We start from the raw sequence: 20,079 nt of genomic DNA, 5'->3' as shown, positions 1-20,079 counted from the left end.
GCCTGAGCCTATCCAAGGTCACGGCCGGTTGCGGCCATCCACCGCAGATTGTGAAGAAGTGTTGCAGATCAGTCGTCCCGCGCGGAGCGCAGAGCGTCAAGTCACGACATCGCGACCACAGGGTGCATATCGCCACGCTTGCCGCGCGCGCCTTGTGGGAGGACAATCCGAACACTTCCAACAATAATCAAACCGGAGGAAACGCTGATGCAAAGCAAAGCCCAGATCGACGAGATTCTGCGCAAGATGAGCGATGCCAAGGACATTCCCGGCGTTGTTGCGATCGCCGCCAGCGGCAGCGACATTCTTTATCAGGGCGCGTTCGGCAAGCGCGACCTGTCCAAGCCCGATGCGATGACAGCAGATAGCGTGTTCTGGATCGCCTCGATGACGAAGGCGGTGACATCAGCGGGCGCGATGCAGCTGGTCGAGCAAGGCAAGCTGTCGCTCGATGCGCCGATGGGATCGCTGCTGCCCGACCTCGCCAACCCGCAAGTGCTGGAAGGCTTTGACACCAAGGGCGAGCCAAAACTGCGGCCGGCGAAGCGTGCGATCACGCTGCGCCAGCTCATGACCCACACCGCAGGCTTCTGCTACGATATGTGGAACGGCGAATTCGCGCGCTATATGGAAAAGACCGGCACGCCGGGAATCATCACCTGTCAGAACGCCGCGCTGAAGACACCTGTGATGACCGATCCCGGCACACGCTGGGAATACGGCACCAACATCGATTTCGTCGGCAAGGCGGTGGAAGCCGTCAGCGGCAAGCGGCTCGATGCTTATCTGCGCGACAATCTGTTTGCGCCGCTCGGCATGAGCGACACCGGCTTCAAGATCAGCGACGGCATGCGCAAGCGCCTCGTCGGCATGCACGCCCGCGGCGAGGACGGCCAGCTTGCCGCGATGCCGTTCGAGCTCGAGCAGAATCCGGAATTCCACATGGGTGGCGGCGGCCTCTATTCGACCGCGGCCGACTACATCAAGTTCACCCAGATGATCCTGAACAAGGGCCGCGGCAACGGCAATCAGGTGCTGAAACCCGAGACGGTCGCCATGATGGGACAGAACCAGATGGGCGATCTCAACATGACCAAGATGACGACGGCAGCACCGCCCTACACCAACGACGTCGATCTCTATCCGGATCAGGCGAAGAAATGGGGCCTCAGCTTCATGATCAACACCGCCAAGACCGCTGAGGGACGCAGCGCCGGCAGCCTCGCCTGGGCGGGCCTCGCCAACACCTACTACTGGATCGACCCGGCGCGCGACGTCACCGGCGTGATCCTGATGCAGCTGCTGCCGTTCGCGGATGCGAAATGCCTGCAGGCCTTCGCCGGCTTCGAGCGCGGCGTCTATGCCGGTCTCGATGCCGGAAGCGGGCAAAAGGCCGCGTAACCCCTTAGTATGAGGCGCGCGGCGTCGCGCGCCTCATCAGCAACGGATAACCTCGTGCCCAAACGCCAACGGCTTCAGGGCACGAGGCAATGATTTCGAGGAGACGACCTTGGCGAACGATCTTGCAGGCAAAGCCGACAGCTATGTGTGCGGCATCTCGGACGCGCCGCTGCTCGGCGACACCATCGGCCGCAGCCTCGACCACGCGGTGCGGCGCTGGGGCGGCCGCGAGGCGCTGGTCTCACCGAGCCACGGCGTGCGATGGACCTGGAAAGATTTCGCCGAACGGGTCGATGCGCTCGCCGCAGGCTTTCTCGCGCTTGGCCTCGAGCGCGGTGAGCGGATCGGCATCTGGTCGCTGAACCGACCGGAATGGACGCTGACCCAGTTCGCCGCCGCCAAGGCCGGCCTGATCCTGGTGACGATCAATCCCGCCTATCGATTGAGCGAACTTGAATTCGCCCTGCAGAAGGTCGGCTGCGCTGCGATCGTCACCGCGACGGCGTTCAAGACCAGCCAATACATGGAGATGCTCAACACGCTGCTGCCGGAGCTGGCGAGCGCAGCGCCGGGGAAGCTCCAGGCAGCGCGGCTGCCGGCGCTGCGGATCGTGATCCAGATTGGCGGCCCTTCAGCATCGGGGACCATCCCGTTCGAGGACGTCGCCCGCATGGGCGGGCCTGCGCATCGCGAGCAGCTTGCTGCTCTCGGCGCCGCGCTTCAGTTCGACGATCCCGTCAATATCCAGTTCACCAGCGGCACCACGGGCTCGCCCAAGGGCGTGACGTTGACCCACCACAATATTCTCAACAACGGCTATTTCACGGGGCGCGCGATGCGGCTGACGGAAGCGGATCGCATCTGCATTCCCGTCCCGCTCTACCACTGCTTCGGCATGGTGATGGGCAACCTCGCCTCCGTCACACTGGGTGCGACCATGGTCTATCCTGGCGAGGGGTTTGATCCGCTGGCGACGTTGCGCGCGATCGAGCAGGAGAAATGCACGACGCTCTACGGCGTGCCGACCATGTTCATCGCGGAGCTCGATCATCCTGAATTCAAGAATTTCAATCTGAAATCGTTGCGCACCGGCATCATGGCCGGCGCGCCCTGCCCGATTGAGGTGATGAAGCGCGTCAACACCGAGATGAACATGCGCGAGGTCACAATCGCCTATGGCATGACCGAGACCAGTCCGGTCAGCTTCCAGAGCGCGACGGACGACCCGCTGGAGCGGCGCGTTTCCACCGTCGGGCGGATTCATCCGCATGTCGAGGTGAAGGTCGTCGATCTCGAAGGCAAGATCGTCAAGCGCGGCGAGCGTGGCGAGCTCTGCACCCGCGGCTACAGCGTCATGCTGGGCTATTGGGAGGAGAAGGAAAAGACCGGCGACGTGCTCGATGCCACCGGCTGGATGCATACCGGCGACCTCGCCACCATCGACGACGAGGGCTATTGCAACATCGTCGGGCGCATCAAGGATCTGGTGATCCGCGGCGGCGAGAACCTCTATCCGCGCGAGATCGAGGAATTCTTGTACCGCCATCCCAAGATCCAGGACGTGCAGATCTTTGGCGTCGCCGATACGCGCTATGGCGAAGAGCTCTGCGCCTGGATCCGCGTGAGATCAGGCGAAACGCTGACCGCCGAAGAAGTCCGCGGCTTCTGCGACGGCCAGATCGCCCACAACAAGATCCCGCGCTACGTCGAGTTCGTCGACGAATTCCCGATGACCGTGACCGGCAAGATCCAGAAATTCGTGATGCGGGATGCCGTGGAGCAGCGACTGGGGCTAAAGGCGGCGAAGACGGCGTGAGGTGGGCGCACCGCCGTTGCCACATCGTCATTGCGAGGAGCTCTTGCGACGAAGCAATCCAGACTGCCTCCGCGGAACGACTGGATTGCTTCGCTTCGCTCGCAATGACGGGGAGAGAGACGACGACTAAACCGTCAGCCCGCGCTGCTGGGCCAGCTCCTTCAGCGACACTTGCGGACGCGCGCCGATGTGCTGGATCACTTCGGCGGCCGCAAGCGCGCCGAGCTCACCGCACTGCTTGTGCGACAGATCGCGCGAGAGACCATAGAGGAAACCGGCGGCGAACAGATCGCCGGCGCCGGTGGTATCGACCAGTTGCGTGATCGGCGAGGCAGGCGCGGCGACAGCGTCGGTCGGCGTCACCACCACGCAGCCCTTCTCGCTGCGGGTGACCACGCCGAGCTTGACGTCGCTGCGCAGCAGCTTCAGCGCTGTGTCGAAGTCGGAGGTCTCGTAGAGCGAGTGCAATTCGGATTCGTTGGCGAACACGATGTCGGCGGTGCCGTTACGCATCAGCCCCAGGAATTCGTCGCGATAGCGGCCCACGCAGAAGGAGTCCGACAGCGTCAGCGCCACCTTGCGGCCGGCCTCGTGGGCGATCTTGGAGGCCTTGAGGAAGGCCTCCTTGGCGCCCGGCGGGTCCCAGAGATAGCCTTCGAGATAAACGATCTTGGCGGCGGCGATCTCGGCCGGATCGATGTCGGCCGGCGACAGATCCTGCGCCGCGCCGAGATAGGTGTTCATGGTGCGCTCGCCGTCGCCCGTCACCAGGATGTAGGAGCAGCCGGTGGCGGGACCGTCCTTCGCGGGCGGTGTGTTGAAAGCAACGCCGGCGGCGCGGATGTCGTGGACATAGAGCTTGCCGATCTGGTCGTCCTTGACCTTGCCGACGTAAGCGGCGCGCGCGCCCAGGCTGCCGATGCCGACAATGGTGTTGGCGGCAGACCCCCCCGAGACTTCCGTCGCCGGGCCCATGTCATTGTAAATGGCGGCGGCCCGTGCCTCGTCAATCAGCGACATGCTGCCCTTGGTCATGCCGTGCTTCGCGAGAAAACCCTCATCGGTTCGGACCAGCACGTCGAACAACGCATTGCCGATGCCGAGAACGTCATATTTCACGTCAGCCATTCACTTTGATCCTGTTTGCCGGATTGCGGAGTTGCGGAAAATCCGCTTCCTGTCGGTCTGAAAATGTAGCTGGCGGCCTATCACGTTCGGCCGGGCCCGAGCAAGCAACGGTATTATAACAACCGATGATCCGCTCCTTCCTGACCGTCTCCACGGGAACACTGGCCTCGCGGCTGCTGGGCTTTGCGCGCGATTCCCTGATCGCGGCGCTGCTCGGTACCGGCACTGTCGCGGATGCGTTTCTGGCCGCCTTCCAGCTCGTCAACGTGGTGCGGCGGCTGCTCAGCGAAGGGGCACTCAATGCCGCCCTGATCCCGGCCTGGCTGCGCGTCCGTGAGCGCGATGGCGAGGAAGCGGCGTCGGCCTTTGCGGGGCGGGTGCTCGGCACGGTGAGCGCATCCCTGATCGTGATCTCGATCGGCATTGCGCTCATGATGCCGCTGATCATCATGATCATCACACCGGGTTTCGTCGGCAGCCCCACGCTCGACCTCGCCGTCGAGAATGCGCGGCTGATGCTGCCTTATCTCGCCTTTGCGGGCCCGGTTACAGTGCTGATGGGTCTATTGAACGCGCAGGGGCGATTTGCACTCACGGCGTTCTCGCCCCTGCTGTTCAACATCGCGCTGATTGCCGCCATCGCCGTGCTGCTGCTTTGGCACGCCGATGCGGCTCTTTCTGCATGGATGCTGGCTGCCACCGTCGGCATCGCCGGCCTGCTGCAACTGGTGATGCTGGGCTCGCAGCGAAGCGCGCGCCTGGCGACGCCGTTGCGTGCAAGCTTCGACAAGGAGATGCGCGGATTCTTCGCCAAGGCCATTCCCGGCATGATCGCAAGCTCTGGCCCGCAATGGCTGATGGTATCAGGCGCGATCATCGCCTCCACGACGCCATCGGCCGTGTCCTGGCTCTATTTTGCCAACCGCCTGATCGAGCTGCCGCTCGGCATTGTCGGCGTCGCCATGGGCACGGTGCTGGTGCCGGAATTGACCCGTGCGGTCGGCAGCGGCGATCGCGACGCGGTGGCGCATGCCGAATCGCGCGCGCTGGAGCTGGCGACCGGGCTCGCGCTGCCGGCCACGCTTGGCCTTGCCATTCTGGCAGAACCAATCGTGCGGCTGCTGTTCGAACATGGCGCCTTCGGCGCGGAGGACAGCACCGCAACGGCACACGCGTTGATGTGGCTGGCGCTGGGCCTGCCGGCGCATGTGCTCATCAAGGCGCTGTCGCCGGCCTTTTTCGCACGCAGCGACACGATGACGCCGCTGCTGGCGACGGCCAAGGGCCTTGTGGTCGCAATTGCCCTCGCCGTCCTGCTCGGGCATTTCTTCGGCGCAAGCGGAATCGCCGCCAGCATCGCGGCCGGCGCCTGGAGCAGCGCCGTCTCGCTGCTCCGGAAAGGCGCCAGCGAATTCGGCTTCTCGGTGGACACATCAGCCCGCAAGCGGCTGCCGCGGATCGTGCTTGCCGCGACCGCCATGGGCGCCCTGCTCTGGCTGACCACAAGTCTGATGCCGGCTGAGGCCCATGGCCTCATTCGCTTTATTGTGCTGGGCCTTCAGATTGCGGCCGGGATCGCCGTCTACGGCCTGCTCCTGCAAATCCTCGGCGCGACCTCCTGGCGCGAGGCGGCCGCCGCCTTGAAGCGGCCCGGCTGAATAGGTCCCGCTGCGAAATGCCCTTGACGAGGCAGCCCCGCTGTTGGAAACGACGGCCGACCACCTAAGAGAAGGCGTGCCATGCCATTCGTTGAACGGGTTTTTTCGGGCGTCCAGCCGACGGGCAATCTGCACCTCGGCAATTACCTCGGCGCGATCGTCAACTTCGTGAAGATGCAGGAAACGCACAACTGCATCTATTGCGTCGTCGACATGCACGCGATCACCCAAGGCCTGGATGTCTGGGGCGGGCCGGTCGAGCTCGCGCGCAACACCCGCGAGGTGACCGCGGCGTTCATCGCCGCCGGCATCGATCCGAAGAAGCACATCGTGTTCAACCAGAGCCAGGTCTCCGGCCATGCCGAGCTTGCCTGGATCTTCAACTGCGTCGCGCGCATGGGCTGGCTCGGCCGCATGACCCAGTTCAAGGAGAAGGCCGGCAAGGACCGCGAGAACGCCTCGGTCGGGCTGTTCGACTATCCCGTGTTGATGGCCGCCGACATCCTGCTCTACCGCGCCACCCATGTTCCCGTGGGCGAGGACCAGAAGCAGCATCTCGAGCTCTCGCGCGACATCGCGCAGAAGTTCAACAATGATTTCGGCGATTCCATTCGCGCCCAGGGCACCAATGACGGCCTGTTCTTCCCGCTGCCGGAACCCTTCATCACCGGCCCGGCGACGCGCGTGATGAGCTTGCGCGACGGTACCAAGAAGATGTCGAAGTCGGATGCGTCGGACAATTCGCGCATCAACCTGACCGACGACGCCGACACTATCGCGCAGAAGATCCGCAAGGCGAAGACCGACCCGGAGCCGTTGCCGAGTGAGGAGAAGGGCCTGGAAGCGCGCCCCGAGGCGGACAATCTCGTCGGCATTTTCGCGGCCCTCTCCGATCGCTCCAAGGCCGACGTGCTCCGCGAGTTCGGCGGGGGGCAGTTCTCCAGCTTCAAGAACGCGCTTGCCGAGCTGTGCGTCAGCAAGCTCGCACCGATCGCCGGCGAGATGAAGCGCCTGGTTGCGGACCCCGGCCACATCGACACCATCCTGAACGATGGTTCCGACCGGGCTCGCGCCATCGCCGACGAGACCATGAAGCTCTCCAAGGACATCGTCGGCTTCATCCGCCGACGCTGACACTGGCTTACCCTCCCCCCTCCAGGGCAGGGCAAGCTGGCACCTAACCCGTTGATATGGCGGCGGAACTCCCTCACCGCCCCTTGATCGTGCGTTCTCCGTCGCCATCTGCTAGGGAAGAGGCCACGCGCCGGCCTTGAACCGGCGACGTCTGGAGAAAACCATGTTCATTCAAACCGAAGCCACCCCCAATCCCGCCACGCTGAAGTTCATTCCCGGCCGCGTCGTTTCCGACGGCAACCCGATGGAGTTTGCGAGCCGCGAAGCCGCAACCCGTTCGCCGCTCGCGGAAAAGCTGTTCGAAGTGCCCGGCGTTACCGGCGTGTTCTACGGATCGGATTTCATCACCGTCACCAAGGCGAACGGTGAATGGCAACAGCTCAAGCCTGCGATCCTGGGTGCCATCATGGAGCACTACATGTCCGGCGCGCCGCTGCTCGCCGACGGCGCGGCTGCGAGCGATGTCGATCTCGACGACGAGGACGAGTTCTTCGACGAGGCCGACGCCGAGACGGTCGACATGATCAAGGATTTGATCGAGACGCGGGTGCGGCCGGCGGTCGCCAATGACGGCGGCGACATCACCTTCCGCGGTTTCAAGGACGGGATCGTCTATCTCAACATGAAGGGCGCCTGCTCGGGCTGCCCGTCATCGACCGCAACGCTCCAGCACGGCATCCAGAATTTGCTGAAGCACTTCGTGCCTGACGTGGTCGAAGTCCGGCCGATGTGACGACGACGTCGTCATTCCGGGGCGGTCCGTAGGACCGAACCCGGAATCTCGAGTTTCCGGGTCTGGTGCTAACGCACCATCCCGGAATGACGGCTCTTGTAACCGGTGGGCGGATGGTGAGTAGCGAATGGCGAATGGCATTCCGATCGGATAGACTGCCCACCATTCGCCACCTACCATTCGCTTTTTCATGCTGATCCTTGCCATCGATACCGCGCTGGAGGCGTGCGCGGCCGCCGTGCTCGATACCGACGCCGGCGAGCTCCTTGCGCAGGAGCAATTGCTCATGAAGCGCGGCCACGCCGAGGCGCTGATGCCGATGATCGCGCGCGTCATGCAATCGGCCGGTCTCGCGTTCACGGCGCTCGACCGCATCGCTGTGACGGTCGGTCCCGGCAGCTTCACCGGCCTGCGCGTCGGCATTTCGGCGGCGCGCGGTCTTGCGCTCGCAGCCAAACGGCCGGCCGTCGGGCTGACGACCTTGTCCGCCTACGCGGCCCCCATCGTTGGCCGGAGCGGTTCGGCGCCGGTGATCTCGGCGATCGATGCGCGGCACGACCACGTCTATTTCCAGATCGTCGCCGGCGACGGCAGTCAGCTGGTGCAGCCAGGCATCGCCCCCATCGACGAGGCGATCGCAGCTTCGCAGTTCGGCGCGCCGCATCTGGTCGGCAATGCTGCCGGGATTCTTGCCGAGCGCTGGCCGAAGGATGTGCCACAACCTGTTACTGTCGACGCACTGCCCGCACCCGACATCAGCTGGGTCGCTTGGCTCGGCGCCGCGGCCAATCCCGACACCAATCCGGCGCGGCCATTCTATTTAAAGGCGCCCGATGCAAAGCCGGCCGCATTGCCGCCGCTCGCACACGCCGCAAGCTCATCATGAGCTGGTTTTCGGATTGGTGGCGCGGCGGCACGGCCGCCGTCGAGCCGGCGTCGGCGCGCGACGCGGCACGGCTGGCGCAGCTTCACGGCACTTCCTTCGCACATGGCTGGGGCGAGAGCGAGTTCGAGACCATGCTCAGCGAGCGCAACACGCTCGTCCACCGCTTGCGCCTCGGCCGCAAAATCATCGGCTTCGCGGTGTCGCGGATCGGCGCGGACGAGGCCGAGATCCTCTCGGTCGCGGTCGATCCGTCCTACCGCGGCCGCGGCCTCTCCCGCGCGCTGCTGATGACCCATCTCGGTCACCTCGCAGGGCGTGGCGTGCGCACAATCTTTCTGGAGGTCGAGGAGAACAACCAGCCCGCACGACGGCTCTATGACCGGGCCGGATTCGTGGTGGTCGGACGCCGCGAACGCTACTATAAGCAGGCCAACGGGGAACAATTGAACGCACTTCTGATGCGACGTGACTTGTCGTAACATTGATGGCAGAAAGCGCCCCGTCAGGCGGATACGATATGACCGGACTCAAACCTTCTTCGGCATCCAAGACAACCGGCATCGAGGCGCGCTGTGCCGCCACCGGCATGCGCATGACCGAGCAGCGCCGCGTGATCGCGCGCGTCCTTGCGGAAGCGGTCGATCACCCCGACGTCGAGGAATTGTACCGGCGCTGTGTCGCCGTCGACGACAAGATTTCGATCTCGACCGTCTATCGCACCGTCAAGCTGTTCGAGGATGCCGGCATCATCGAGCGCCACGATTTCCGCGAGGGCCGCGCGCGCTACGAGACGATGCGCGACAGCCATCACGACCATCTCATCAACCTGCGCGACGGCAAAGTGATCGAGTTCACCTCCGAAGAGATCGAGAAGCTGCAGGCGGAGATCGCCCGCAAGCTCGGCTACAAGCTGGTCGATCACAGGCTCGAGCTCTATTGCGTCCCGCTCGACGACGACAAACCGACGTCCTAGGTCTCGTGCCAATAGATCTCATCATTTTCGATTGCGACGGCGTCCTCGTGGACAGCGAGTTGATCTCCTGTCGCGCGCATGCGGATGTGCTGACCCGGCACGGCTATCCGATCACGTCGGAGCAGGTGTCCGCACGCTTCCTCGGCCGCTCGACAAAACAGGCCAATCTCGAGATCGAAAGTGAGCTCGGCCGCAAGCTGCCCGAGGCCTATCACGGCGATCTCCAGGACGAGCTGTTTCGCGCCTTCGAAGCCGACCTCGAAGCGATCCGCGGCATCCACGACGTCCTCGATGTCGTGACGCAACGTGTCTGCGTTGCCTCGAGCGGTACGCATCCGCGCATGCAAGTGAGTCTCGGAAGCACGGGACTCTATGAACGCTTCGCGCCGAATATCTTCTCGTCCTCGCAGGTGGCGAACGGCAAGCCGGCACCGGACCTGTTCCTGTTCGCAGCCAAGCAGATGGGCGTGCCGCCGGAGCGCTGCATCGTGATCGAGGACAGCCTTGCCGGCATTGCCGGCGCGCGAGCGGCCGGGATGAAAGTGTTCGGCTTTTACGGTGGCAGCCATTGCGCCGACGGCCATGCCGAGACCCTGCGCCAGGCCGGCGCCGACCTGACCTTTGCCGACATGCATCAATTACCGGAGCTGGTCCGGCGGGTCGCGGCTGACGCCCTGGCGGGCTAAATCCGGCGCCAAAACTCGCGATTCCGCACGTCACCGCCCGGAATGGCTCCTTTCGTCCCTCAATCGCTGGATTTTCGGCCCCTCAGCCTATATCTGAGGGCCGTCCTCCACCGCCATTTTCGGGTTCCATGACGCCGCCGCGCAAGCTGCACATCAAATCATATGGCTGCCAGATGAACGTCTACGATGCCCAGCGCATGGTGGACACGCTGGCTCCGGAAGGATTCGTGGAGACTGAGAGCGCCGAGGACGCGGACCTCGTCATCCTCAACACCTGCCACATCCGCGAGAAGGCCTCTGAAAAGGTCTATTCCGAGCTCGGCCGACTGCGCGTCGCCAAGGACGAGGCCGCGCGCGAGGGTCGCGCCATGCAGATCGCCGTTGCAGGCTGCGTCGCGCAGGCCGAAGGCGAGGAGATCGTGCGCCGCGCGCCAACGGTCGACGTCGTGGTGGGACCGCAGAGCTATCATCATCTGCCCGAGTTGTTGAAGCGCGCCGGCAACGAAGGCCGCGCGATCGAGACCGAGTTTCCCGCCGCCGACAAGTTCGGCTTCCTGGCCCAGCCCAAGCCCGACGCGATCCGCGCACGCGGCATTTCGGCCTTTGTCACGGTGCAGGAAGGCTGCGACAAGTTCTGCACCTTCTGCGTCGTGCCCTATACGCGCGGCTCGGAAGTCTCGCGCCCCGTGGCGAAGATTGTCGACGACGTGAAGCGGCTCGCCGACAATGGCGTGCGCGAGCTGACGCTGATCGGACAGAACGTCAACGCCTATCATGGCGAGGGACCGGACGGGAAAACCTGGGGTCTTGGCCGATTGCTCGAACATTTGGCGACCGTTCCAGGCATCGCCCGGCTGCGCTATTCGACCAGCCATCCCCGCGATGTCGATGACAGTTTGATTGCAGCCCATCGCGATCTCGATGCCTTGATGCCGTTCGTGCATCTGCCGGTGCAGTCGGGCTCGGACCGGATTCTCGCCGCCATGAACCGGAAACATACCGCCGATGATTATCGACGAGTCATCGACCGTTTCCGCGCCGCGCGCCAAGACATTGCTTTTTCATCAGATTTTATCGTCGGCTTCCCCGGCGAGAGCGAGCAAGATTTTCTCGCCACCCTCGCGCTTGTCACGCAAATCGGCTACGCTGCGGCGTATTCGTTCAAATACTCCGCCCGGCCGGGAACGCCGGCCGCGGATATGCAGGAGACGGTGTCCCCCGCCGAGATGGACCAGCGATTGGAGCGGCTCCAGGAATTGATCGACAGCCAGCAATCGGCCTTCAACAAGGCTGCGGTTGGCTCAACGGTCGACGTGCTGTTCGAACGTCCGGCGCGCAAGGACGGCCAGATCGTCGGCCGCACCGCCTTCCTCCAGCCCGCGCATGTGATGGCCTCGCCTGACATCATCGGACAAATCCTGCCGGTCAGGATCGACAGCCTCGAGCGCTACAGCTTCCTCGGCGAGCTCGCCACGCCACGCAATGTGCGCGCGCCCGCTTTATCATCCATCGCCAGTGGAGCCTGAACCCTTGCCAAAAAGCGCATCGGATTCGTCTTCTATCGCTCCCAGCCGCAAATTTGACCGCGACATGCAAGTTCCGCCCGAGACCCAGGTCGTCATCGACTTCGACGACAACCGCGCCGCATCCGCGCTCGTCGGCCCCTACGGCCAGAACCTGGCGCAGATCGAGCGCCGGCTCGGCGTCGTCGTGGACTCCAAGGGCAACCACATCACCATTGGCGGCACGCGCGACGGCTGCGATGCGGCGCGCCGCGTACTGGAGACGCTCTATGCCCACGCGGTGAAGGGGCAGGACGTCGACCAGGGCGAAGTCGAAGGCGCAATCCGTGCGGTCATCGCGCAAGGCTCCCTGTTCGAGTTCGACGCCAAGTCGGCCAAGTCGACCTTCGACAGCATCAATTTGCGCAAGCGCCCGGTGCGCGCGCGCACGGCTGCGCAGGACTCCTACATCCGCGCGCTGAAGCGCCATGAACTGGTGTTCGGCATCGGCCCCGCCGGCACGGGCAAGACCTGGCTCGCGGTCGCGCATGCCGCGCAATTGTTCGAGCGCAAGGAGGTCGACAAGATCATCCTGTCGCGTCCGGCGGTCGAAGCCGGCGAGCGGCTCGGGTTCTTGCCCGGCGATCTCCGCGAGAAGGTCGATCCGTATCTGCGTCCGATCTACGACGCGCTCTATGACCTCATGGACGCGCGCATCGTCGAGCGCGCGCTGCAAACCGGTGAGATCGAGATCGCGCCGCTCGCCTTCATGCGCGGCCGCACGCTGACCAACGCCGCGATCATCCTGGACGAGGCGCAGAACACTACATCGATGCAGATGAAGATGTTCCTCACGCGTTTGGGCGAGAACAGCCGCATGATCGTCACGGGCGATCCCTCGCAGATCGATTTGCCGAACGGCCAGACCTCGGGTCTTGCCGAGGCGACGCGTCTGCTTGATGGCGTCGAAGGCATCGCGCAAGTTCATTTCAAGGCCGAGGACGTGATCCGCCACGAGCTCGTGGCACGAATCGTCGCTGCCTATGAAGGCTCGCCGCAGCGGCCGCCCGCCGGCAACAAATCCTGACGAGACAACAGCGGGACCAAGCGGGCGCGCTGACGCAGCGCCTTATCGTTCCGAACAAAGCCATGTCACATCCCAACCTTCCCATTACCGAGGTCCTCGTCGTCGCCGATTGCTGGCAGAGCGAGCCTGACGCCGAAGCGGTGATTCAGCGTGCCGTTGCGGCTGCCGCCGAATCCGTCGACGAAGACGTCGCGGACGCAGAAGTCGCCGTGATGCTGACCGATGATGCCGGCATCCGCACGCTCAACAGCAACTGGCGCGGCATGGACAAGCCGACCAATGTGCTGTCGTTTCCCGCGCTCCAGCCCGAAGGCGAGTGGAAACCGGGCGATGCGCCGCGCATGCTCGGCGACATCGCGATCGCCTTTGAGACCATGCGGCGCGAGGCGGACGAGGAACACAAGCCGTTCGAACATCATTTGAGCCATCTCGCCGTGCATGGATTCCTGCACCTGATCGGCTACGATCACGAGAACGACGGCGACGCGGAAGAAATGGAAGCGCTCGAAACCGAGATCCTGGCTCATCTCGGCATCCCCGACCCCTATGCAGACCGCGCGGGGACGCATTGAGATGCCTGATTCAGAGCCTATTCACGACAATCCGCGCAACACGACCAATCTGCCGGCCGTGGTGACGCCGGGCGAGGTCATGCGCCCGACGGCGGAAGGCTGGCTGCTGCGTGCCATTCGCACGCTGTTCGGCTGGAAGGCCGGATCGGTGCGCGACGATCTCCAGGTCGTGCTCAATGCAACGACACCCGACGACACCGGCTTCTCCGCGGTCGAGCGCACCATGCTGCGCAACATCCTCGGCCTGCACGAGCGCCGCATCGCAGACGTCATGGTGCATCGTGCCGACATCATCGCGGTGAAGCGCGACATCCCGCTTGGCGAATTGATGGACCGGTTCGAGCGCGCCGGCCATTCGCGTCTCGTCGTCTACAACGAGACGCTCGACGACCCCGTCGGCATCGTCCATATCCGCGATCTGCTCGCCTTCATGACCGCGCGGGCGCGCGTGTCGGAGGCCACCAAGACCAAGCGCAAAAAGCCGCTGCCGGCCGGGCTCGATCTGAAGGCCGTGGATCTGGCGCTGCCGCTGCAGGATGCGCGCATCATCCGCAAGCTGCTCTACGTGCCACCGTCGATGCGCGCGATCGATCTGCTGGCGCAGATGCAGGCGACGCGCATTCATCTGGCCCTCGTCGTCGACGAATATGGCGGCAGCGACGGGCTGGTTTCGCTCGAGGACATCGTCGAGCAGATCGTCGGCGAGATCGACGACGAGCACGACAGCGACGAGCCGCCGTCGATCGTACGGCTGCCCGACAACGCCTTCATCGCCGACGCCCGCGCCAGCCTCGACGACGTGCGCACCGTCATCGGCGAGGACTTCGTCACCGGCGAGGCCGGCGAGGAAGTGGAGACGCTGGGCGGCTATCTCGTCAGCTTCGTCGGGCGCCTGCCGGTGCGCGGCGAGGTGATCTCGGGTCCCGGCAATTACGAGGTCGAGGTGCTCGACGCCGATCCGCGCCGCGTCAAGCGGCTGCGCATCTCGACCCGGAAAGAACGCCCCGCACCGCGTACCCAGCGCGAGAGAAGCCGCCGCGAGGCCGCACCCGAGAGCGGCCAGCCGCCTTCCGGCGACACCCCGACCCCGCCGCCTGCCGACGGGACCGGCCCGCAGTGACCGCGTTCCAGCGCTTCAGACAGATTGCACTTGCCATCATCCTGACTTGGGGATGGAAGCGCGCACTCCTTGCCATGGCATGCGGCGCGCTCTCCGTGCTTGCGCTTGCGCCGTTTAACTTCTTTCCGGTGCTGTTCATCACCTTCCCCGTGATGGTCTGGCTGATCGACGGCGCCGGTGCCGGACGCTATGGCGGCGTCCCCGCGGCAGCGCTGACCGGCTACTGGTTCGGGCTCGGCTATTTCGTCCCCGGTCTCTACTGGATCGGCATCGCCTTCTTTGTCGACGCCGACGTGTTCGCCTGGCTGACGCCGTTCGCCGTGCTGGGATTGCCGGCCTATCTCTCCATCTTCACGGCGATCGGCTTCGCGCTGGCCCGTTTGCTCTGGACCAAGGATGCCACCCGCATTCTCGCGCTCGCCGCAAGCCTCACGATCGGCGAATGGCTGCGCGGGCACGCGCTCACGGGCTTTCCCTGGAACGCGTTCGGCTATGCGCTGTCAGAGCCGCTGGCGCTGGCGCAGACGTCATCCCTGATCGGCCAGTGGGGCATGACGTTCCTCGCGGTTGCGATCTTCGCAAGCCCCGCAGTGCTGATCGACCGCACGCGCGACCGCAGCCTGGCGTGGCGCGTGCCGGCCGCGGCGCTCGCGCTGCTGATCGTCATGGGCATGTTCGGCGCGATCCGCATGTCGCTGCATCCGACCACGATGGTTGCGGGTGCCAAGCTGCGCCTGATGCAGCCGAACCTGCAGCAGGACCTGAAATTCAACTACTCCGCCAAGGCGGAGGTGATGAAGAAATACCTGGCGTTGTCGGACCGCGCATCCGGACCACGATCGACCGGCGTGAGCGCTGCGACCATCCTGATCTGGCCGGAATCAGCCTTTCCGTTCTTCCTGACCCGCGAAGCCGATGTGATGGCGCAAATCGCCGAGCTGCTGCCCAAGGGCACGGTGCTGATCACCGGCTCGGTCCGCGCGCCCGATCTGCCGCCGGGCACGCCGATCACGCGGGCCTACAATTCGATCTATGTGATCGACCACGACGGCAGCGTGCTCGCGGTCTATGACAAGCTGCATCTGGTTCCGTTCGGCGAATATCTTCCGTACCAGAACATCATGGAGAAGCTCGGCTTCGAGCAACTGACGCGCATGCGCGGCGGCTTCATTCCCGGCACGGTGCGGCACGTACTGCCGGTGCCGAGTGCCCCGCCCGCGTTGCCGCTGATCTGCTATGAGGCGATCTTCCCCGGCGAAATCGGCACGCACGACGAGCGCCCGGGCTGGATGGTGAACCTCACCAATGACGGCTGGTTCGGCATTTCGACCGGTCCGTACCAGCATCTGGAGCAGGCGCGGATGCGCGCCATCGAGCTTGGACTGCCGCTGGTCCGCTCGGCCAATACCGGCATCTCGGCCGTGATCGATCCGGTGGGACGCACGGTGGCCAGCCTCGGCCTCGGGATCGAAGGAATTTTGGATGCAAGTCTGCCGACCGCGATCCCGCCCACGATCTATGCGAGAGTCGGTGACATCCCCGCAGCCATGCTCGTCGCACTGGCTGTGATTTTGGCGGTGCGGCGGCGCGTTGCCAAACGGCGCCCCTGATTGCCGCCGTTAGCGATTTCCGGCAGAGCGGCCGGAATCCTTTGACAACCGCAGTCCCACGGTTGACAGACTGCACGCGGGCTCCCCATTCTGCACCCGGCTGCAAAAGACAGCGGTGCATTGCTAAATTTCTCCGCAATGTTTCCCCAATCAGAGTGAAGTTTTGACGTCGCTGTCACCTGAGGCAATGGCTCATTGCGCCGACGGTGGTGTTTGGAGGGCTGAGGAAATGTCGAAAGCGCCCAACCCTGTTGACAAGTATGTCGGCAGTCGCGTGCGCATGCGCCGCATCATGTTGGGCATGAGTCAGGAAAAGCTCGGTGAAGCTTTGGGCCTGACTTTCCAGCAGATCCAGAAATACGAGAAGGGCACGAACCGGGTCGGCGCCAGCCGCATCCAGCAAATTGCAGAGATTCTGCAGGTGCCGGTGTCGTTCCTGTTCGAAGGCGGACCGAGCGGCGTAGCCGGCCCCAACGGCTTCGCCGAAGGCGCATCGCCCTCTTATGTCTCGGACTTCCTCGCGACATCAGAAGGGCTCGCCCTGACCAGGGCGTTCACCCGAATCACCGATTCGAAGCTGCGCCGTTCGATCGTCGATCTCGTCGAGCAGATCGCCGCCCGCGAAGGCCCGGACAAGCGCTGAGGCGCTTTTCATTCCGATTTGAGACTGCGCCAAATCTGGCCTATGTCGTCATTTGCGGACCGCACCTAGCGCTGCCTCCGCTCAAATGATGCGATTCGAAGGCACAGATACGTCCATGGCGAACTCCAATTCGTTCGATTCCCAAACTATCCTCGCTGGTATCCGCCGCTGGGTAGAAATCGAGACGCCGACGGAAGTACCTGAGCAGGTCAACAAGCTGACCTCGATGGTTGCCGATCATTATGGCGATCTGCCCGTCACGCTCGAGCGTGTCGCCGGCGTCGATGGCTGCGGTGATCATCTCGCGGTGCGTTCGACCTGGGGCCAGGACCGGCCCGGTATCCTGGTGCTCAGTCATCTCGACACCGTTCATCCCATGGGCTTCATCGCGCGGCTGCCGTTCAAGGTCGAAGGCGACAGCGCGTTCGGTCCTGGCATCTACGACATGAAGGGCGGCGCCTACATCGCCTATCACGCCTTTCGCGAGCTTTGCGCTGCACCCACCCGTCCGCCGCTCGGCATCACCCATCTGTTCACCTCCGACGAGGAGATCGGCAGCCCGACCTCGCGCGCCCTCATCGAGCAGGAAGGACGCAAGGCCAAATACGTGCTGGTGACGGAACCGGCGCGCGACGGCGGCAAGATCGTCACGGGACGCAAGGGCGTCGGACGCTTCCAGGTGTTCATCAAGGGCGTGCCCGCGCATGCCGGCTCGCGGCCCGAAGACGGTCGCAGCGCGGTGCGCGAGCTCGCCAACGTCATCCAGACGCTGGAGGGGATGACCGATCTGCAGCGCGGCGTCACCGTCAATGTCGGCGTGGTGCGCGGCGGCACGCGTCCCAACGTCACGCCGGAAGAGGCGTATGCCGAAGTTGATCTGCGCGTGCCGAGCGCCAACGACGCAGACGAATTCGTCGGCAAGATCCTCGGACTGACCTCGAAGACGGAAGGCGTGACCGTGACCGTCACCGGCGAGCTCAACCGTCCGCCCTACGAGAAAGGCAATGCCGGCGCCTCGCTGTACGAGCATGCCAAGACGCTCGCTGCCGAACTTGGCTTCGAGCTGATCGATACCCACACCGGCGGCGGCTCGGATGGCAATTTCACGGCGCCACACACCGGCACGCTCGACGGGCTCGGCGTCGACGGCAAGGGTGCGCACACCCATTATGAGCAGCTCTACGTCTCCTCGCTCGAGCCGCGCGCGCGCCTGCTCTATCGCCTGTACCAGACGCTGCGATGAGCGAACGCAAATCAGATCCCAATCACGCGGATGGCGAGCGCGCCTTCTTCGGACGGCGCAAGGGTCACAAGCTCAGGCAGCACCAGGCCGATCTCGTCGATCATCTGCTGCCGCATCTGTCGCTCGACATCACCGCGGAGAGACCGGCGAACGCTCACGAGATCTTCGATCCCGCGGCGGAGGATGTGCGGCTCGAGATCGGCTTCGGCGGCGGCGAGCATCTCGCCGCGGAAGCGCAGAACTTTCCGACGACCGGCTTCATCGGCTGCGAGCCTTACGTCAATGGCATGGCCAAGATCCTCGCGCAGATCGAAGCCGCCAACATCGGCAACATCCGCCTTTTCGCAGGCGATGCCGCCGAGCTGCTTGCCTGGCTGCCTGATGCCTCGCTGTCGCGGATCGATCTGATCCATCCCGATCCCTGGCCGAAGCGAAGGCACTGGAAGCGGCGCTTCGTGCAGGACAGGACCATCGCTGCAATGGCGCGCGTTCTCAAGGCAGGCGGTGAATTCCGCTTCGTCTGCGACATCGACGATTACTGCGCCTGGACGCTGTCGCATCTGTCGCGCGCGCCGGATTTCAAATGGCTCGCCGAGCGCGCCGATGACTTCCGTCAGCCCTGGGCCGGCTACACCATGACGCGCTATGGACGAAAAGCCGCGCGCGAGGGACGCAAGGCGGCGTATTTGCGATTTCGCAGAAACTAGATCGTCTGTCGGTTGCGCCAGAAATTCACGACGCGCTCGGCGGTCGACGGCATCAGGCGGGTGAAATTCATCCGCGCCTGCTCGAGATCGGCATCACCAGGCGTGCGATGCGGACCGTACCACATCAGGATCAGCGCGCGCACCGTCGGCCAGCCCAAATTCAGCACGCGGCCGACGACCAGAATCGGATCGTAACGGTCGCCCGAGATCAAGCGATCGAGCACCGACAGCCTGACGCCTGACATGGCCGAGAGCGTGGCGACCGATTCCTCGTATTTATGTGCCTTGGCGAAACCGAGCAGCGCGCTCTCGCCGAGATGGCCGCCGCGATGCAGACCGAGCACGGTGCGTTGCGCGGCGGAGAAGTCGCGCCGCGGCCCCGGCGGCAGCGAGGCTTCCTCGATCGCGGCTATCGCGCGCTTGATCTCGACCTGACGCGCCGGATTGACCACAGTGGACAGGCGGCGCCTGATGACATCGAGCGTGCCGTCCAGAAGCTCCTTGAGATGCTCGCCCGAGAGATCCTCGCGCTGGCCGATCTTGAGCGTCAGCACGCCGTCCTGGCTCGCGCGCTTGATCAGCTCCGAATAGCCGCCCGGCGAGAAATGCGCGCCGGCATTGCCCGCGGCGCGGCGCACCACGTCGCGATCGCCGCGCTCGACCATCACGTCGGTGATCTCGGTCGACAAAGTCGACCGCTCCGTCATCGCCAGCAGATGGCCCTGGCCTTTCAGCCGCGCGATCTCGAGGAGAGCGGCTTCATCGAGCACGGGCGAGCGACGCAGCACAGGGGCCGCGACCATGATCTCGTTTTCGCGGGCAAGCTGGCCGACCAGATGAGGCGGCGCATTGTCCAACCGCGAGAAGCGCTCGGCGAGATCGACCCGCGCGGCAAGCTCGGCATGCGGGACGAGATCGATCAGGAGATTGTCGAAGAGGTCGACGAGCTCGGGACGAAGATTTGAAGCGTCCTGGAAAAAGAGCGCGGCAATGGCGCTCGCGATCTCGCCACGACGCCGGGGATCGCCGCGTTTGACGATATCGTCCAGTCCGGGAATGAGCGACGTGGCAACGGTCATGAAACGCAACTCGAATCTGGCACGCCGTGGGCGCGCCATGGCTCAAGCCGCTCCACAATCGGGGAATTTAGACCCCCTTCGTGAAAGAAGCGTTGCTCCCC

Annotated in this window: 19 protein-coding genes; 17 read left to right on the top strand and 2 right to left on the bottom strand. The window is 64.3% G+C overall.

Annotation, left to right across the window (positions count from 1 at the left end; genetic code table 11):
- Nucleotides 1–207 precede the first annotated feature (207 nt).
- Entirely contained in the window at nucleotides 208–1,401 is a 1,194-nt protein-coding gene (locus tag XI06_RS38710; RefSeq protein WP_271607725.1) for a serine hydrolase domain-containing protein, read from the top strand.
- Nucleotides 1,402–1,510: 109 nt separating this feature from the next.
- Complete coding sequence (locus XI06_RS38705) at nucleotides 1,511–3,217, top strand: AMP-binding protein (RefSeq protein WP_271607724.1); 1,707 nt, start codon at nucleotides 1,511–1,513, stop codon at nucleotides 3,215–3,217.
- Nucleotides 3,218–3,343: 126 nt separating this feature from the next.
- Here the strand turns inward: XI06_RS38705 and XI06_RS38700 are convergent, their stop codons facing one another.
- A complete protein-coding gene (locus tag XI06_RS38700) occupies nucleotides 3,344–4,345 on the bottom strand; it encodes an adenosine kinase (RefSeq protein ID WP_237860592.1) in 1,002 nt (333 codons plus the stop codon).
- Between the two features lie 125 nt (nucleotides 4,346–4,470).
- Here XI06_RS38700 and murJ point away from each other — a divergent pair, with 125 nt between their 5' ends.
- The 15 genes from murJ to trmB all read left to right on the top strand — a co-directional run bounded on the left by murJ (nucleotide 4,471) and on the right by trmB (nucleotide 18,899).
- Complete coding sequence (murJ, locus tag XI06_RS38695; protein ID WP_271607723.1) at nucleotides 4,471–6,003, top strand: murein biosynthesis integral membrane protein MurJ; 1,533 nt, start codon at nucleotides 4,471–4,473, stop codon at nucleotides 6,001–6,003.
- 81 nt (nucleotides 6,004–6,084) lie between these two features.
- Nucleotides 6,085–7,137 carry a tryptophan--tRNA ligase gene (trpS, locus tag XI06_RS38690; protein WP_271607722.1) on the top strand — a complete coding sequence of 351 codons (1,053 nt, stop codon included), beginning with the start codon at nucleotides 6,085–6,087 and terminating at the stop codon, nucleotides 7,135–7,137.
- Between the two features lie 163 nt (nucleotides 7,138–7,300).
- Entirely contained in the window at nucleotides 7,301–7,870 is a 570-nt protein-coding gene (locus XI06_RS38685) for a NifU family protein (RefSeq protein WP_237860598.1), read from the top strand.
- Nucleotides 7,871–8,060: 190 nt separating this feature from the next.
- A complete protein-coding gene (gene tsaB, locus XI06_RS38680; protein WP_271607721.1) occupies nucleotides 8,061–8,756 on the top strand; it encodes a tRNA (adenosine(37)-N6)-threonylcarbamoyltransferase complex dimerization subunit type 1 TsaB in 696 nt (231 codons plus the stop codon).
- A complete protein-coding gene (gene rimI, locus XI06_RS38675) occupies nucleotides 8,753–9,235 on the top strand; it encodes a ribosomal protein S18-alanine N-acetyltransferase (protein ID WP_442869492.1) in 483 nt (160 codons plus the stop codon). Before tsaB ends, rimI begins: the two co-directional genes overlap by 4 nt.
- A gap of 38 nt (nucleotides 9,236–9,273) precedes the next feature.
- Nucleotides 9,274–9,729 (top strand): Fur family transcriptional regulator, encoded by a 456-nt coding sequence (locus XI06_RS38670; RefSeq protein WP_237860604.1) that lies wholly within the window; start codon nucleotides 9,274–9,276, stop codon nucleotides 9,727–9,729.
- A gap of 5 nt (nucleotides 9,730–9,734) precedes the next feature.
- Nucleotides 9,735–10,415 carry an HAD family hydrolase gene (locus XI06_RS38665; protein ID WP_237860605.1) on the top strand — a complete coding sequence of 227 codons (681 nt, stop codon included), beginning with the start codon at nucleotides 9,735–9,737 and terminating at the stop codon, nucleotides 10,413–10,415.
- Between the two features lie 128 nt (nucleotides 10,416–10,543).
- Nucleotides 10,544–11,941: a tRNA (N6-isopentenyl adenosine(37)-C2)-methylthiotransferase MiaB gene (gene miaB, locus XI06_RS38660; RefSeq protein WP_237860607.1), complete on the top strand. Its 1,398-nt coding sequence runs from the start codon at nucleotides 10,544–10,546 to the stop codon at nucleotides 11,939–11,941.
- Nucleotides 11,942–12,005: 64 nt separating this feature from the next.
- Nucleotides 12,006–13,004, top strand: coding sequence for a PhoH family protein (locus XI06_RS38655; RefSeq protein WP_092289320.1), 999 nt, complete (start codon nucleotides 12,006–12,008; stop codon nucleotides 13,002–13,004).
- Between the two features lie 62 nt (nucleotides 13,005–13,066).
- Nucleotides 13,067–13,576, top strand: coding sequence for an rRNA maturation RNase YbeY (gene ybeY, locus XI06_RS38650; RefSeq protein ID WP_271607720.1), 510 nt, complete (start codon nucleotides 13,067–13,069; stop codon nucleotides 13,574–13,576).
- A 1-nt stretch (nucleotide 13,577) separates the two neighbouring features.
- On the top strand, nucleotides 13,578–14,696 hold the full coding sequence (locus XI06_RS38645) for a hemolysin family protein (RefSeq protein ID WP_237860611.1): 1,119 nt from the start codon (nucleotides 13,578–13,580) through the stop codon (nucleotides 14,694–14,696).
- A complete protein-coding gene (gene lnt / locus XI06_RS38640; RefSeq protein ID WP_237871813.1) occupies nucleotides 14,693–16,306 on the top strand; it encodes an apolipoprotein N-acyltransferase in 1,614 nt (537 codons plus the stop codon). Before XI06_RS38645 ends, lnt begins: the two co-directional genes overlap by 4 nt.
- Nucleotides 16,307–16,535: 229 nt before the next feature.
- A complete protein-coding gene (locus tag XI06_RS38635; protein ID WP_148773487.1) occupies nucleotides 16,536–16,949 on the top strand; it encodes a helix-turn-helix domain-containing protein in 414 nt (137 codons plus the stop codon).
- Nucleotides 16,950–17,034: 85 nt separating this feature from the next.
- Nucleotides 17,035–18,192, top strand: coding sequence for a M20 family metallopeptidase (locus XI06_RS38630; protein ID WP_237860617.1), 1,158 nt, complete (start codon nucleotides 17,035–17,037; stop codon nucleotides 18,190–18,192).
- Complete coding sequence (trmB, locus tag XI06_RS38625) at nucleotides 18,189–18,899, top strand: tRNA (guanosine(46)-N7)-methyltransferase TrmB (RefSeq protein ID WP_237860620.1); 711 nt, start codon at nucleotides 18,189–18,191, stop codon at nucleotides 18,897–18,899. Before XI06_RS38630 ends, trmB begins: the two co-directional genes overlap by 4 nt.
- Here trmB and XI06_RS38620 read toward each other — a convergent pair.
- Nucleotides 18,896–19,978 (bottom strand): DUF2336 domain-containing protein, encoded by a 1,083-nt coding sequence (locus tag XI06_RS38620; protein ID WP_271607719.1) that lies wholly within the window; start codon nucleotides 19,976–19,978, stop codon nucleotides 18,896–18,898. The genes trmB and XI06_RS38620 overlap by 4 nt on opposite strands.
- Nucleotides 19,979–20,079: the final 101 nt, after the last annotated feature.

It is taken from the genome of Bradyrhizobium sp. CCBAU 11434 (genome assembly GCF_028128895.1).
In the GTDB taxonomy this organism is placed as follows: domain Bacteria; phylum Pseudomonadota; class Alphaproteobacteria; order Rhizobiales; family Xanthobacteraceae; genus Bradyrhizobium; species Bradyrhizobium zhengyangense.
The sequence above is the reverse complement of the archived record's forward strand: the minus strand, read 5'-3'. Positions and strand labels throughout refer to the sequence as shown.

Excerpts from the sequence above, each read along its gene's own strand:
- XI06_RS38710 (WP_271607725.1), top strand. The coding sequence starts at position 208 with ATGCAAAGCAAAGCCCAGATCGACGAGATTCTGCGCAAGATGAGCGAT.
- XI06_RS38700 (WP_237860592.1), bottom strand. The coding sequence starts at position 4,345 with ATGGCTGACGTGAAATATGACGTTCTCGGCATCGGCAATGCGTTGTTC.
- murJ (WP_271607723.1), top strand. The coding sequence starts at position 4,471 with ATGATCCGCTCCTTCCTGACCGTCTCCACGGGAACACTGGCCTCGCGG.
- trpS (WP_271607722.1), top strand. The coding sequence starts at position 6,085 with ATGCCATTCGTTGAACGGGTTTTTTCGGGCGTCCAGCCGACGGGCAAT.
- XI06_RS38685 (WP_237860598.1), top strand. The coding sequence starts at position 7,301 with ATGTTCATTCAAACCGAAGCCACCCCCAATCCCGCCACGCTGAAGTTC.
- tsaB (WP_271607721.1), top strand. The coding sequence starts at position 8,061 with ATGCTGATCCTTGCCATCGATACCGCGCTGGAGGCGTGCGCGGCCGCC.
- rimI (WP_442869492.1), top strand. The coding sequence starts at position 8,753 with ATGAGCTGGTTTTCGGATTGGTGGCGCGGCGGCACGGCCGCCGTCGAG.
- XI06_RS38670 (WP_237860604.1), top strand. The coding sequence starts at position 9,274 with ATGACCGGACTCAAACCTTCTTCGGCATCCAAGACAACCGGCATCGAG.
- miaB (WP_237860607.1), top strand. The coding sequence starts at position 10,544 with ATGACGCCGCCGCGCAAGCTGCACATCAAATCATATGGCTGCCAGATG.
- XI06_RS38655 (WP_092289320.1), top strand. The coding sequence starts at position 12,006 with ATGCAAGTTCCGCCCGAGACCCAGGTCGTCATCGACTTCGACGACAAC.
- ybeY (WP_271607720.1), top strand. The coding sequence starts at position 13,067 with ATGTCACATCCCAACCTTCCCATTACCGAGGTCCTCGTCGTCGCCGAT.
- XI06_RS38645 (WP_237860611.1), top strand. The coding sequence starts at position 13,578 with ATGCCTGATTCAGAGCCTATTCACGACAATCCGCGCAACACGACCAAT.
- XI06_RS38635 (WP_148773487.1), top strand. The coding sequence starts at position 16,536 with ATGTCGAAAGCGCCCAACCCTGTTGACAAGTATGTCGGCAGTCGCGTG.
- XI06_RS38630 (WP_237860617.1), top strand. The coding sequence starts at position 17,035 with ATGATGCGATTCGAAGGCACAGATACGTCCATGGCGAACTCCAATTCG.
- trmB (WP_237860620.1), top strand. The coding sequence starts at position 18,189 with ATGAGCGAACGCAAATCAGATCCCAATCACGCGGATGGCGAGCGCGCC.
- XI06_RS38620 (WP_271607719.1), bottom strand. The coding sequence starts at position 19,978 with ATGACCGTTGCCACGTCGCTCATTCCCGGACTGGACGATATCGTCAAA.